Source organism: Virgibacillus ainsalahensis (assembly GCF_055380755.1).
Genome location: NZ_AP043943.1, coordinates 1,767,497 through 1,780,995, shown reverse-complemented (window position 1 = coordinate 1,780,995; position 13,499 = coordinate 1,767,497). Strand labels below are relative to the sequence as shown.

Below are 13,499 nucleotides of genomic sequence, written 5' to 3'. Positions count from 1 at the left end.
ACTATACATAATAGATTATATGTTTTAAAGGATGTTCTTCCTATGACAAAACCAAGTACAAAAAAAGGCAGGGTTATTTTTCATATCGATATGAATTGTTTTTATGCTTCGGTGGAAATGGCATATAACCCAAAACTAAAAGGAAAACCATTAGCAATTGCTGGAAATCCCGAAGAACGCAAGGGAATTGTTGTTACAAGCAGCTATGAGGCAAGGGCTAAAGGAGTTAAAACAACAATGACCTTGTGGAAGGCTAGAAAGCTCTGTCCTGAATTAATCGTCATGCGACCTAATTTTGACCGCTATCGCACAGCATCGAAGGAAATATTTAGAAGGTTATCTGAAATAACTCCACTAATTCAGCCTGTCTCCATTGATGAAGGATATATGGATGTGACAGACAGTACCGAGCATGGGTCACCATTGGAAATCGCCAAAAAACTGCAACAAAACTTTTCGCGTGAGCTTGATCTCCCTTGCAGTATCGGTATCGCACCAAATAAGTTTTTAGCAAAAATGGCCTCTGACATGAAAAAACCAATGGGGATTACGGTATTACGAAAGAGAGAGTTAGATCAAATGCTTTGGCCGCTGCCTATTGAAGAAATGTATGGTGTCGGTGAGAAAACTGCATCAAAGTTTCATTCCCTTTCTATTCAAACAATTGGTGATCTTGCCAAAACAGATGTATATGAACTTAAACAAGTCTTGGGTATAAATGGGGAACGACTAAAAAATAGAGCAAATGGTATTGATACAAGCGCAGTCGACCCAGATGCTGTAAACGAATTTAAAAGTATCGGAAGTTCACAGACTCTACCGCAGGATACAACAGATGAAACAGAAATCCGTAAATTGATGCATCAGCTTGCGGATAATGTGGAGCGAAGGGTGGAGAGAAAAAAAGCGGCAGGTAAAAGTGTTCAGCTTATGATACGCTATCATGACCGGACAACTATTACACGAAGCAAAAAATTGCAAACTTATATCGAAACAAAAGAAGATATCCTTCAAGTTTCTAATGAGCTAATGCAAAAGCATTGGAATGGTGATCCTGTTCGACTCCTGGGAATTACATTACAAGATGTTGATGAAAAAAGGATGATTGGCAAACAGCTTGATTTATTTACTTATGAAAAAGAAGCAAGCAAAGAAAAATTGTATACAGTAATTGAAACATTATCAAAAAAATACGGAAAAAATCCATTCCAGCAACCAGACACCTCTAAAAAAGACAGCGAGCAGCCAAGAACAAGTTTTCAAAAAGACTTCTTAGATGATTATAAACGATAAAACTCACACCATATTCTAATCAATAGGTGTGAGTTTTTGTTATTTCATCATTCTTTTTGTTACAGATTGTGCCAATTTACTACTTGGATAGCGGAAAGGCATGTCAAATTTGGTTGTCTGCTTCAAGATGCTTTTTTTATGTGAAAAGGTATCAAAGCTGTGTCTTCCATGGTAAGAACCCATCCCGCTTGCTCCGACCCCGCCAAATGGCAGGTGTGGATTAGCTAAATGATAGAGAGTATCATTAATCGAGCCTCCACCAAAGGATAAATAATTTATAATTTGTTCCTGCGTTTTGTCATTTTCACTAAAATAATAAAGGGCAAGCGGCTTTTCCTTGGCTCTGATAACCTCTACAGCTTCCTCTATATTATTAAAACTTAAGACAGGGAGGATTGGTCCGAAAATTTCCTCTTGCATGATGGGATCATCCCAAGTGATTTTATCCAAAATCGTTGGTTCGATTGCTAATAAATCGCGATTGATGTTTCCACCATGTAATGCGGTTCCATTGGATAAAAGCTGCTCTAATCGTTTGAAATGATGTTCGTTTATAATATGTATATAATCATTATTCTTCAACGGCTCTTTACCGTAGAAAGCTTTAATTTGTTTTTTCATTGCTTTCAATAGTTTGAATTTAACCTTTTCATGTACATAGAGGTAATCGGGAGCTACACAGGTTTGTCCGGCATTTGTAAACTTTCCCCATACAATTCGTTTTGCAGCCAGATTTATATTGGCATCTTTATCGACAATTACCGGGCTTTTACCTCCAAGTTCCAGCGTGACGGGAGTAAGGTGTTTACTCGCTTCTCTCATAATAATTTTTCCTACTTCTGTACTGCCGGTAAAAAATATATAATCAAATTTTTCTTCTAATAATTTCTCACTTGTTTCTTTAGTGCCTTCAACTACAGTGATGTAAGACGAATTAAAGGTGTGTTGGATCATTTCTGTAAGTAGTGATGTGGTAGCCTCGGCATGCTCTGATGGTTTTATTACAACACAGTTTCCAGCAGCAATGGAACCAATTGCAGGAGCAATCGCCAATTGTAACGGGTAATTCCAGGGCGAGATAATAAGTGTAACGCCATAAGGCTCTTTCAATATTAGATTTTTTGTTCCCTTATGTGTGATTGGTGCTGGGACTTTAATCGGATCCATCCAATAACTCAGGTTTTTAATTGCGAAATCAATTTCTGAATACAGAAAGCCGAGCTCTGTTGTAAGTGTTTCATGTTGGGATTTATTTAAATCTTTTTTTAGCGCATGATATATATCTGTTTCATATTCTTTTAGCATTTTTTTCAGCTTTTGTAATTGTTCCTTGCGAAAGGAATAATTTAATGTATTTCCATTCAAGAAAAAGGCTCGCTGGTCAGCTACAACTGTATCGATTTGTTTCACTGAAATCTCTCCTCTATTTTTTTGTGTCTATTATCATTCGATGAAAATCATTCGCTAGTTCGGTGCCAGGAAAAATTTCACGTGCTTCATCTAATAACAGCTGATTTTCTTCCTTTTGATAACGGGAAGATATATGTGTTAATACTAATTTCTTAACCTTACTTTCTTTGGCCAGTAATGCGGCTTGTTTTGTAGTAGAATGATAATACTGATTTGCCATTTCTGCTTTTGTTTGATCGAATGTTGCTTCATGAACGAGTACATCTGAGTTTTCAACAAATGATTTATATTGATGTGATGATCGTGTATCTCCAAGAATACTTACGATACGCCCTTTTTTATCGGGTCCAATAAAATCCTTGCGGTGAATCTCTTGGCCATCTGCTGTTTTTGTAATATCGTTCCCCTTAATTTGCTGATAAATTGGGCCTGGCATTATCCCATTTTTCTTTAATTCTTCCACTAATAGTTCTCCAGGCTTGTCTTTTTCCATTATACGATATCCAAAACTTGGAATCACATGATCAAGCCTTTTGACATAAACCCGGAAATTTTCCTCTTCAAATAATTGACCTGGTTTTATTTCAACAATAGATAAAGGATATGTCAAATGTGTACCGCTCACATGAAGATTAGTTTCGATAAATTCTTTAATCCCGCTTGGTCCATAAACGGTTAATAAGCTGTTACCACCTTGAAAAGACCGGCTGCTTAACAGCCCCGGCAATCCGAATACATGATCGCCATGCATGTGAGTTATAAAGATTTTGTTGATTTTTCTTGGTTTGATTGATGTACGAAGGATTTGATGCTGGGTTGCTTCTCCGCAGTCGAACAACCATATACTATTCTGTTCTTGTAATAACTTTAGAGCTATTGCAGATACATTCCGTTCCTTAGAAGGGACCCCTGCACCAGTGCCTAGAAAAGTCAATTCCATAATTAATCCTCCAGCGCTTTATTTATATCCTTGTTGATATTGTACAGTTGTTTCTTATGAATCGTCCAATCCATTGACAGTTGTGACTGCCTTGTTAAGTTTCTTTATTTGATACAAAAAGATCGCGGTATTGTATTGCTTTGTCCGGGATGTCTGTGAAAATACCATCACAGCCCATTTTTACACAGCGAATGATATGTGAAAATCGATTAACCGTGTAGATTCTGAGTGCCATGTTCTTGTCATGACAATCACTCACCAATTTATGGTTCAACAAACGATATTTTACGTGAATGGCGTTTGCTCCAAGCTCCCTGGCATGTGCTGCCAGATTTTTATTTCTTTTTGATGTCAATAAAGCGATACCTATTTTACTGTGATAGCCCTGCAGACGCTTTACACTATTTGGATTGAACGTTGAGAGTGTAGTGCGGTTCGATAAATTAAAGTGGTCAATTTCTTCGTATACAATGGACTCTAAATTCTTATAATCTATCTTATTATTTTTAAGTTCAATATTTAAGTATAAAGCCTTATCTTTTATCCATTCCAACAGTTCATTTAGCGAAACAATAGAAGTCCCTGAAAATTTACTGGAAAACCAAGACCCCGCATCAAGCTGTTTCAATTGATCGAATGTATAGCTTTTTATATAACCGACGCTATTTGTGGTTCGTTTTACTCGCTCATCATGAATCAATACCGGGATATTGTCTTTTGTCAGCTGAACATCTGTCTCTATTCCATCTGCACCCATATGGTAAGCAAGTTCAAATGCAGGCATTGTATTTTCAGGTGCATATTTACTGGCACCACGGTGGGCTATAATTTTTGTGTTCAACACATTCACCTCATTCTTGATTGTGTTTTATTTTTTGAGAAAAGTCAATTTGCAAATCAATTATTAATAGAGAAAGATTAGAGAATGACATTTTCGTAAAATGGCGGTAAAATAGGAGAAGAAACCGAATGTTAATAGGGGACGGTAAATTGATATATCATGCAGAATAAATTAGCCAATAAAAAAGTGATTGTTACTGGAGCTTCAAGTGGAATTGGTGAAAGAATCGTCTGGCATGTTGCCAAAAATGGTGGAATACCAATTATGCTGGCTCGTTCCGGTGACAAACTGAGAAGACAAAAGAAAAGAATTGAGGAAGAATTTCATGTAACAAGTTTTGTCTACCGCGTAGATTTACAAAACTCCGCAGATTTGGATATGAAACTGAAACAGATTCTACTGGAACATGATAGGATACAAGGATTAATTAATAATGCAGGAGCCGGTGTATTTAAATATGTAAAGGATATGGAGATAAAGGATGTAACCAATATGCTTCAACTGAACGTGACTGCACTGATTCGTATAACAAAGCGTGTACTCCCACATTTGCATAACCGTGAAGGTCATATTGTAAACATTGCTTCACAGGCGGGAAAGATGGCTACCCCTAAATCAGCAGTATATGGTGCAACAAAACATGCAGTGCTCGGATTCACAAATGGATTACGAATGGAAGTGGCTGCTGATGGCATTTATGTGACTTCAGTAAATCTGGGCCCCGTAAGGACCAATTTCTTTGATGTTGCTGACCCTGATGGAAACTATCAAAAAAGCGTGGACCGCTATATGCTTGATCCGGACAAGGTTGCTCAAAAAATTATTAAGCATATGTTCACAGATAAACGAGAAATTAACTTACCATGGTGGATGGAATTAGGAAGTAAGATGTATTATCAATTTCCGGGATTAATGGAACACCTTCTACGAAAACAATTTAATAAAAAGTAACTGCTGTGCTACAAAAGCGAATTATGTTAAAGCATGCTCAGTTTTTGTTAGCAGTTAAGAAACCAACATGGCGGCTAAGAGCATGCCGTCACCATCTTTAATGAAAACAGCTAATTTACAAGAAGGCTGTTCTCTAAAAGGTTGGGACCGCGATTACTCGCCCCACCGAAATGATTTGGGATTGCGATTACTCATCCCACCGAAAAGATCTGTTGCTTTTGACACAAAAAATATAAAAGACGACATAACTAGAAATGAAGATTGGTGCTTTTTAACCGCTGCGGAAATACACTACGCTTTCCGCGGGTGACCCGTGAGCCTCCTCGAACTCCGTTCTGCGGGGTCTCACTCTGGCCACTGTTCTGAGCAGGAGTCTCCGTATATTTCCTTCGCTGGTATGTGCAATGCAACTTTATCAAAATACTCATATGATGGTTGATTGGAGCTGCGGACCGTTGACTCCTGCTCAGAACAGCACGTGTCTGAAGACCCCGCGGAAAGCAACGGTCCGCAGCGGAAATCGACATAGCAGTTACTTCGTCTTTTATATCAACTGCGACGTTAAAGAGTAACAAAATTTACGAAAAGAGCCAAGCAGAAAAAGGCATAATCTTGTTTCATAGTGGTTATATTGAATAGCTTTTCCCGTTCTAATAGCAGTTGTTTTCATACAAAAAGTATAAAACTTTCTTACTGCATAAGTGCGGGTTTTGGTTTTTGCCACGAGGCTTTGGCGAAAAGCCAAGTTTTCTAATAATAAGAGAGGTAATCTCATACTGTACCGATGAAGTGAGAGTTATCAATGAGTCAGGTACTAATATTAATTACAGAGGTGAGCGAATCATGCAATTAAGCATTACTGCTGAAGCAAAAGAAAAACTATCCCAGTTGAATAGAAATAATAATCAATATTTATTATTATGGTACGATATTGATGGTTGCGGCTGTGGTGTTAGTGGTGTCCCCATGATAGGTTTTACAGATGGAAGCGGAATAAATTCTATCGAAGTAAAAAATGATTCGTATCCAACTTTAATCAATAAAGATCAGGCTGTATTTTTTGAAGAAAATATGAAGTTAAGTGTTGTGAACGGGTCTTTCCGCCTTTCAAGTCCTGAGGGGATCTTAAATCCATTTATTTCGGAGCAAAGTGTCTGTGAGATATAATTTAAGGCAGGGATGATGGCTATATATCATCCCTGTTTATCTTATCTATGGCTTTGATACTTGTTTGCTTTTGAAGCTTGTTGAAGGGCTAAATACGTATCATTTTTCATGGATTTGGACAAATCGAAATCTGTATTCTCAATTACCTGGTCGATCGAACTTGCTCCAAATACAGCTGACGCAACAGCCGGGTGTTTTAGTACATATTTTAACGCCACTTCGTTTAACTCGTTTTCCGCTGCAATATCTTCTGTTAAAATCTGGTATATCCTCATGAGCTCATCATATGTGTAGTCCAAATATCCGGATGTTCCTTTTTCTGCTATTTTTGTATTAGCCTTATCACTTAGCATTCCTTTAGCCAAGGGGCCTCGGGAAAGCACGCTGATACTATTGGCATGCAGCAGGTCGAGTATCTCCTCCTCTGGTCTGCGGTCCAAAATACTGTATTGCATCATGACAGCATCCATATTGGAGTGTTTAACATATTCGCGGATAACATTAGGTCGTATAGAGGATATCCCATATGCACGGATTAACCCATCCGCTTTCAATTCCTCAAATGCTTCAATTGATTCACTGATGGGATCGTCGATTGTACCACCATGAAGCATATAAAAATCAATATAATCCGTATTCAAACGTTGTAGACTTTCTTTCAGACCATTTTTAATATGTTTTTTAGAAGGATCCCAGAACCACTCCCCCTTATCCTTATCAAAATTATTTCCAACCTTTGATGTTAATATGATTTGCTCCCGTTTTTCCTTTATTGCCTTCCCGACAATTTCTTCATTTTCCCCAAAATCATAAAGATCCGCTGTATCCAGATGGTTAATGCCGGACTCAAGTGCATGATTGATAATGTTGGTAGCCTCTTTGGCATGCTTTCCAAGTGACATGCAACCAAGTGTTAACGCAGATACATAAATTTCCGATTTCCCAAGTTGGTTTTTTCTCATTTTATACCCTCCGCTTCTTTATTGCTAAATCTATTGTAGGAATAGAAATCTTAAAACACAACTATTTAAAGGAGGGAATATGGGCAAGATATGATAAAATGGTAGATATATTTGAATATAAGGGTGAATGATTGTGAAAAAATTTGAAGAAAAAACAATAAAAACTAAAAGCGTATATGATGGAAAAATTATTCAATTACAGGTTGATGAGGTAACATTACCGAACGGAGAAACTGCAAAAAGGGAACTAATTAAACATCCGGGTGCAGTAGCAGTAATTCCGATTACAAAGGATAACAAGATTGTTTTTGTTGAACAATATCGTAAACCTCTGGAAAAACCACTCATCGAAATTCCGGCAGGCAAACTGGAAGAAGGGGAAGAACCGGAAGTTACTGCAATTCGTGAGCTTGAGGAAGAAACCGGTTATACAGCGAAGCACCTTTCGTTTGTTACTTCTTTTTATTCATCACCTGGATTTGCAAATGAGTTAATGTATATCTATATAACGGATGAGCTCGAGGTATTAGATACTCCGGTGACTGGCGATGATGATGAATTTGTTGAAGTAATGGAATTGACATTGGATGAAGCAAAACAATATGTTGAAGAAGAACGCATTCATGATGCAAAAACTAATTATGCCATTTTATACTTACATGCACTGGGGAGAATGTAACATGAAGAATTCGTATTTTGCCGATATGCACATACATATCGGGAGAGATATGTATAATAAACCGGTTAAAATCACCGGGGCAAAACGTTTGACACTGACAAATATTTTAAAAGAATCCAGTCGTAAAAAAGGAATTGATATGGTTGGTGTGATTGACGCTCATGCCCCTGCTGTCCAACAGGAAATATGGAAGCTGATCCAGGAAAATGAAGCCTATGAACTATATGACGGTGGTATTCGGTTTGAAAAGGTTACATTATTATTGGGGTCAGAAATTGAAGTATATGACGAAAATTGTAAGGGGCCGATTCATGTTCTATGTTATTTGCCTTCATTAGCCCATATGAAGGAATTTTCAGAGTGGCTGACAGGCAGGATGAAAAATATAACACTCAGTTCACAGAGGTATTACGGTACAGCTAAAGAACTCCAGTATAAAGTGAAGGAATTGGAAGGCATTTTTATTCCCGCACATGTATTTACACCATTCAAAAGTATGTACGGAAAAGGTGTCAATCGGTCATTACGTGAGGTATTAGATCCGGATCTCATTGACGCAATTGAACTTGGCCTCAGTTCAGATACAACGATGGCGGACCAAATCAATGAACTTCATGACTATACCTTTGTTACAAATTCAGATGCACATTCATTAGCGAAAATTGCTCGTGAATATCAGGAAATATATATGGCAGAACCTTCATTTAAAGAGTTCCACTGGGCGCTACACAAGATTAAGGGTAGAAAAATAAAACAAAATTTCGGTATGAATCCCCAATTGGGGAAGTACCACACAACTGTTTGCAATCATTGCCTGGAATCATTAAAGCCGGGGACCGGGCAATGCCCTGTCTGTGGATCCAAAAAAATTATAAAAGGTGTAGTGGATCGAATTAAGGAATTAAAAGATATTGATGGAAATCACCAGTTTATACGTCCACCTTATTTATATCAGGTACCACTTGAGTATTTGCCAAAACTGGGAAAAAAAACTTTTGAAAAATTGCTTCATCATTTCCAAACTGAAATGAATGTGATTCACCATGCAGCACTGGATGATTTAAAAGAGGTCGTCCCTGAGAGTCTAGCAGTTTCGATTGTCCAAATGCGAGAGGGTGAATTAGCGATAAAAGCAGGGGGTGGAGGCAGATACGGATCGATTCAACCATAATAAACTCAAATGAAAAAATAAAAAATAGTTAATTTGGTATTTTTATACGGAATTCTTCATAGTTTTTAATGATAGAACCATCTTTCGAATGGAGGATTCCAATGTATAAAAATAGAGAGCTGGTAGGTAGTCACTTAAGAGAACATGCGACGATCTATCTTTTTATGATTATTTTATTCTTAACCGGGATTATTTTTGGAGCAATTATTGTTAACAGTATGAGTTTTGTTCAAAAACAAGATTTGTTTTTTTATTTAGAACGTTTTTTTGGACAAATCGTAAATGATCAGCATATTGATAATGTCGAAATACTGAAAAGCAGTCTATTTTATCATGTTAAATATTTATTGTTGTTATTCGTTTTGGGATTATCTGTTATTGGTCTGCCAGTTATTTGGATTCTATTGTTTATAAAGGGAATGGTCGTCGGTTTTTCAGTTGGTTTTATTGTGAATCAGCTTGGCGCCGAAGGTCTTTTATTAGCTGCATTATCAATTGCTCCGCAGAACATTTTAATCATTCCTGTATATATTGTTGCAGGCAGTCTGTCTATGATTTTCTCCTTGACTTTATTAAGTAAATTATTTTCCGGCAGATTTTCACGGCCGGTGTTCGAGCCATTTGGCAGGTATGTTATAATGTTTGGATTATTATTAGCCATTTCTTCTATTGCTGCAGTATTGGAAGCATATGTCGCAAACGGAACGATGGAAGCAATAATCAAATCATTTTACTAATAATAAAACTAAGATTATAATTATTATTAATACAAACTGATATAAAATACTTTGACACATCATTCATAGGTGCATATAATAAAGATGGGATATGAGGGAGGTTACTTGCCATGGAACATCGAATCGACCGAATAAAAAAACAGCTCCATGCACAGAGTTATAAACTTACTCCGCAAAGAGAAGCTATCGTACGAATTCTATTGGAACGGGAAGAAGAGCATTTAAGTGCAGAGGAAATTTATTTACTTGTAAAAGAAATAGCACCGGAAATCGGGTTAGCCACCGTTTACCGTACATTGGACTTACTTTCCGAACTGAAAATTGTTGATAAAATTAACTTTGGTGACGGCGTATCCTGTTATGATCTGCGAAAAGAAGGAGCTAAACATTTTCATCACCATCTTGTTTGCATAGAATGTGGCTCTGTTGAAGAAATTGTCGAGGATTTATTGGAAGACGTTGAAAAAATTGTTCAAAACGACTGGGGTTTTATGGTGAAAGATCATCGTTTAACGTTTCATGGTTTGTGTAAACAATGTCAGGAAGTTACGGTTAAGGCAACACAATCAACGCAATAAGGAAATAGATTGGCCTTTTTCTGTAGGAAGGAGGGCCTTTTTGTTTTAGCAGGTAAAAAAAGCATAAAAACTTTCTTACTGCATAAGTGTGGGCTAATGCTTTTGCCACAAAGACTTGGGACTGCGGTTACTCTCCCCACCGAAAATACTTGGGACTGCGATTACTCGCCCCACCGAAAATACTTGGCAAAAGCCACAAGTTTTCTAATGAAATTTAAATTGAATTGATGACTTTTAGTTGTTTATAATTTACAAATTGTACCATAAAGGTTACATTTTAATTATACGTACTTTATTCTAGCAAGTTTAAAATTATATGTATATTATTATTCTACTTTGGCATACCTTCTAATAGCATCGAATAATTAAGCGAGGGGCTATGCCATATGAAGCGATTAGTGTGGGATACATGTAAGGTATTTATAATTTTTACGGCCTGTACATTTCTGTTTTATTTTGGTTTACGAATGATGCATGCGGAGTATGAACAATATCATCGATATGACCCACCCGAAGGACCTGCTGTTAAGGTATTTAACGAAGATAAAAGTTTTATTGACCGGTTGAATTTATTTTTTCGATTAGGAGAGTAAGCATATGCTGGCAGACGCATTCGAAGATTTCTTTCATTACTTGCAAATAGAAAGAGGATTATCTGATAATACACTAAAATCCTATAGGCGGGACCTGACTCAATATGTCAACTTTATTGAGAAAGTTGTACAGCAAACGAACTGGGAAAACGTTGGCAGAAATGACATTGTTGGTTTTTTGCATATGCTCAGGGATGATGGAAAGTCTGCAGCAACTATTTCACGCCATATTTCAACCATTCGTTCATTTCATCAGTATTTGATTCGTGAGCGTTATGTTCAACAAGATGCAAGTTTACATATTGAAACACCTAGAAAAGAAAGGAAATTACCTGATGTATTAGCTGTAAAGGATATTGAAAGCTTATTAAATATTAATGATAATTCACCATTAAAGGTTCGAAATAAAGCAATGCTTGAATTACTCTATGCGACTGGTCTGCGTGTAAGTGAATTAATTACATTAAAAGTGAGTGATCTCCACCTGACTATGGGATTTGTTCAGTGTTTTGGGAAAGGATCCAAAGAAAGAATTGTCCCACTTGGAGATACTGCAAAGAATGCAGTTGAAAACTATTTACAGTTTGCCAGAGGAACTCTTGTCAAACGTCAAAAGGATGAAAATGTATTATTTGTTAATCAACATGGAAGACCATTATCCAGACAGGGATTCTGGAAAATCCTAAAATCAGCGGCAAAAGAGGCAGATATAAAGAAAACCATTACACCACATACCCTGCGACACTCCTTTGCTACACATCTGCTGGAAAATGGGGCAGACTTACGTATCGTTCAGGAAATGCTTGGACATGTCGATATATCTACTACTCAAGTATATACACATGTAACAAAAGCAAGATTAACAGATATATATAAGACATACCATCCACGGGCTTAATTTTTTATTTTTAGAAGTCTGACATCATACAACATGATTTTTGACATAGGATTGGATGATATTGGGAAGATATCAGTAGGAGGTTTTAAAATGAAGAATTATAAACGAATATTTTTAATTGTTATGGATTCTGTTGGCATTGGCGAAGCAAAAGACGCTGCGAAATTTAATGATAAAGGTGCAGATACATTAGGGCATATTGCGCAACACATGGGTGGTCTTCATATGCCGCATATGGGTGAGTTAGGTTTAAGCAACATTAGACAAATAAAGGGAATTGAGAAAGCAGAACGTCCTAAAGCTTACTATACTAAAATGCAGGAGGCTTCAAACGGGAAAGACACAATGACAGGACACTGGGAAATAATGGGGCTGAATATTGCACAGCCTTTTCGAACGTTCCCTGATGGCTTTCCCCCTGAATTAATTCAGGAGTTGGAAGAGAAGACAGGAAGAAAGATAATCGGAAATAAACCGGCTTCAGGTACAGAAATTCTTGAAGAGCTTGGAAAAGAGCATATGGATACGGGTGCCTTAATTGTCTATACCTCAGCCGATTCAGTACTTCAAATTGCAGCACATGAAGAAATTATTCCGATTGAGGAGCAATATCGTATATGCGAAATAGCAAGAGAACTGACATTAGATGAAAAGTATATGGTGGGGCGTGTAATTGCTCGTCCATTTGTCGGAACTCCGGGATCATATCAACGTACATCAAACCGTCACGATTATGCCTTGAAACCTTTTGGCCGGACAGTGATGAATGAGCTAAAAGATGAAAATTATGACGTAATTGCTCTAGGGAAAATATCTGATATATATGATGGAGAAGGAGTTACAGAGGCAATACGTACAGCTGATAATGAAGATGGAATGTCAAAGCTGGTGGAATCCATGGGGAAAGACTTCACTGGTATCAGCTTCTTAAATCTAGTTGATTTTGACGCGAAATATGGTCACCGCCGTGATCCAAAAGGATATGGAGACGCTCTGGAAGCATATGATGCAAGGTTGCCGGAAGTATTTGAACAGCTAAAAGAAGACGATTTGTTAATAATTACAGCTGATCATGGTAATGACCCCGTACATCATGGGACAGATCATACACGTGAATATGTTCCATTGCTAATTCATCATTCAAATTTAACGGCAGGCAAGGAGTTAGCGATCAGAGAAACATTTGCTGATATCGGCGCAACAATTGCGGAGAATTTTAGTGTTAAGATGCCTGAATTTGGCACAAGCTTTTTAAAGGAGATTAAATAAGAAGGGAAGA

At 37.3% G+C, this 13,499-nt stretch carries 14 protein-coding genes; 10 read left to right on the top strand and 4 right to left on the bottom strand.

The window, feature by feature from the left end; all coding sequences use genetic code 11:
* Positions 1-42: 42 nt before the first annotated feature.
* Positions 43-1,293 carry a DNA polymerase IV gene (locus ACZ427_RS08570; protein WP_461177800.1) on the top strand — a complete coding sequence of 417 codons (1,251 nt, stop codon included), beginning with the start codon at positions 43-45 and terminating at the stop codon, positions 1,291-1,293.
* A 39-nt stretch (positions 1,294-1,332) separates the two neighbouring features.
* Here ACZ427_RS08570 and ACZ427_RS08565 read toward each other — a convergent pair whose 3' ends face one another.
* The 3 genes from ACZ427_RS08565 to ACZ427_RS08555 form a co-directional block, all read right to left on the bottom strand.
* Complete coding sequence (locus ACZ427_RS08565) at positions 1,333-2,703, bottom strand: aldehyde dehydrogenase (RefSeq protein WP_461177801.1); 1,371 nt, start codon at positions 2,701-2,703, stop codon at positions 1,333-1,335.
* Between the two features lie 13 nt (positions 2,704-2,716).
* Positions 2,717-3,643 carry a ribonuclease Z gene (gene rnz / locus ACZ427_RS08560; protein WP_461177802.1) on the bottom strand — a complete coding sequence of 309 codons (927 nt, stop codon included), beginning with the start codon at positions 3,641-3,643 and terminating at the stop codon, positions 2,717-2,719.
* 94 nt (positions 3,644-3,737) lie between these two features.
* Positions 3,738-4,484, bottom strand: a complete 747-nt coding sequence (locus tag ACZ427_RS08555; protein WP_461177803.1) for a glycerophosphodiester phosphodiesterase — start codon at positions 4,482-4,484, stop codon at positions 3,738-3,740.
* A 159-nt stretch (positions 4,485-4,643) separates the two neighbouring features.
* On the opposite strand from ACZ427_RS08555, the gene ACZ427_RS08550 reads away from it, so the two are divergent.
* Both ACZ427_RS08550 and ACZ427_RS08545 read left to right on the top strand, forming a co-directional pair.
* Positions 4,644-5,435: an SDR family NAD(P)-dependent oxidoreductase gene (locus ACZ427_RS08550; RefSeq protein WP_461177804.1), complete on the top strand. Its 792-nt coding sequence runs from the start codon at positions 4,644-4,646 to the stop codon at positions 5,433-5,435.
* Between the two features lie 843 nt (positions 5,436-6,278).
* Positions 6,279-6,602: an iron-sulfur cluster biosynthesis family protein gene (locus tag ACZ427_RS08545; RefSeq protein WP_461177805.1), complete on the top strand. Its 324-nt coding sequence runs from the start codon at positions 6,279-6,281 to the stop codon at positions 6,600-6,602.
* Between the two features lie 41 nt (positions 6,603-6,643).
* Here ACZ427_RS08545 and ACZ427_RS08540 read toward each other — a convergent pair whose 3' ends face one another.
* A complete protein-coding gene (locus ACZ427_RS08540; RefSeq protein ID WP_461177806.1) occupies positions 6,644-7,564 on the bottom strand; it encodes an aldo/keto reductase in 921 nt (306 codons plus the stop codon).
* Positions 7,565-7,697: 133 nt separating this feature from the next.
* On the opposite strand from ACZ427_RS08540, the gene ACZ427_RS08535 reads away from it, so the two are divergent.
* From ACZ427_RS08535 to deoB, 7 genes are all read left to right on the top strand, one after another.
* Positions 7,698-8,243, top strand: a complete 546-nt coding sequence (locus tag ACZ427_RS08535; protein WP_461177807.1) for an NUDIX hydrolase — start codon at positions 7,698-7,700, stop codon at positions 8,241-8,243.
* A 1-nt stretch (position 8,244) separates the two neighbouring features.
* Complete coding sequence (locus ACZ427_RS08530; protein ID WP_461177808.1) at positions 8,245-9,414, top strand: endonuclease Q family protein; 1,170 nt, start codon at positions 8,245-8,247, stop codon at positions 9,412-9,414.
* Between the two features lie 101 nt (positions 9,415-9,515).
* Positions 9,516-10,151, top strand: a complete 636-nt coding sequence (gene spoIIM / locus ACZ427_RS08525) for a stage II sporulation protein M (protein ID WP_461177809.1) — start codon at positions 9,516-9,518, stop codon at positions 10,149-10,151.
* Between the two features lie 110 nt (positions 10,152-10,261).
* Positions 10,262-10,729, top strand: a complete 468-nt coding sequence (gene fur / locus ACZ427_RS08520) for a ferric iron uptake transcriptional regulator (RefSeq protein WP_461177810.1) — start codon at positions 10,262-10,264, stop codon at positions 10,727-10,729.
* A 386-nt stretch (positions 10,730-11,115) separates the two neighbouring features.
* Positions 11,116-11,322 (top strand): YqzK family protein, encoded by a 207-nt coding sequence (locus tag ACZ427_RS08515; protein ID WP_461177811.1) that lies wholly within the window; start codon positions 11,116-11,118, stop codon positions 11,320-11,322.
* A 4-nt stretch (positions 11,323-11,326) separates the two neighbouring features.
* On the top strand, positions 11,327-12,220 hold the full coding sequence (xerD, locus tag ACZ427_RS08510; protein WP_461177812.1) for a site-specific tyrosine recombinase XerD: 894 nt from the start codon (positions 11,327-11,329) through the stop codon (positions 12,218-12,220).
* Between the two features lie 90 nt (positions 12,221-12,310).
* Positions 12,311-13,489 (top strand): phosphopentomutase, encoded by a 1,179-nt coding sequence (deoB, locus tag ACZ427_RS08505; protein WP_461177813.1) that lies wholly within the window; start codon positions 12,311-12,313, stop codon positions 13,487-13,489.
* Positions 13,490-13,499 lie beyond the last annotated feature (10 nt).

Bases quoted from the DNA above. Each gene is read 5' to 3' on its own strand.
- ACZ427_RS08570 (WP_461177800.1), top strand. From the start codon at position 43: ATGACAAAACCAAGTACAAAAAAAGGCAGGGTTATTTTTCATATCGAT.
- rnz (WP_461177802.1), bottom strand. From the start codon at position 3,643: ATGGAATTGACTTTTCTAGGCACTGGTGCAGGGGTCCCTTCTAAGGAA.
- ACZ427_RS08550 (WP_461177804.1), top strand. From the start codon at position 4,644: ATGCAGAATAAATTAGCCAATAAAAAAGTGATTGTTACTGGAGCTTCA.
- ACZ427_RS08545 (WP_461177805.1), top strand. From the start codon at position 6,279: ATGCAATTAAGCATTACTGCTGAAGCAAAAGAAAAACTATCCCAGTTG.
- ACZ427_RS08540 (WP_461177806.1), bottom strand. From the start codon at position 7,564: ATGAGAAAAAACCAACTTGGGAAATCGGAAATTTATGTATCTGCGTTA.
- ACZ427_RS08530 (WP_461177808.1), top strand. From the start codon at position 8,245: ATGAAGAATTCGTATTTTGCCGATATGCACATACATATCGGGAGAGAT.
- spoIIM (WP_461177809.1), top strand. From the start codon at position 9,516: ATGTATAAAAATAGAGAGCTGGTAGGTAGTCACTTAAGAGAACATGCG.
- fur (WP_461177810.1), top strand. From the start codon at position 10,262: ATGGAACATCGAATCGACCGAATAAAAAAACAGCTCCATGCACAGAGT.
- ACZ427_RS08515 (WP_461177811.1), top strand. From the start codon at position 11,116: ATGAAGCGATTAGTGTGGGATACATGTAAGGTATTTATAATTTTTACG.
- xerD (WP_461177812.1), top strand. From the start codon at position 11,327: ATGCTGGCAGACGCATTCGAAGATTTCTTTCATTACTTGCAAATAGAA.
- deoB (WP_461177813.1), top strand. From the start codon at position 12,311: ATGAAGAATTATAAACGAATATTTTTAATTGTTATGGATTCTGTTGGC.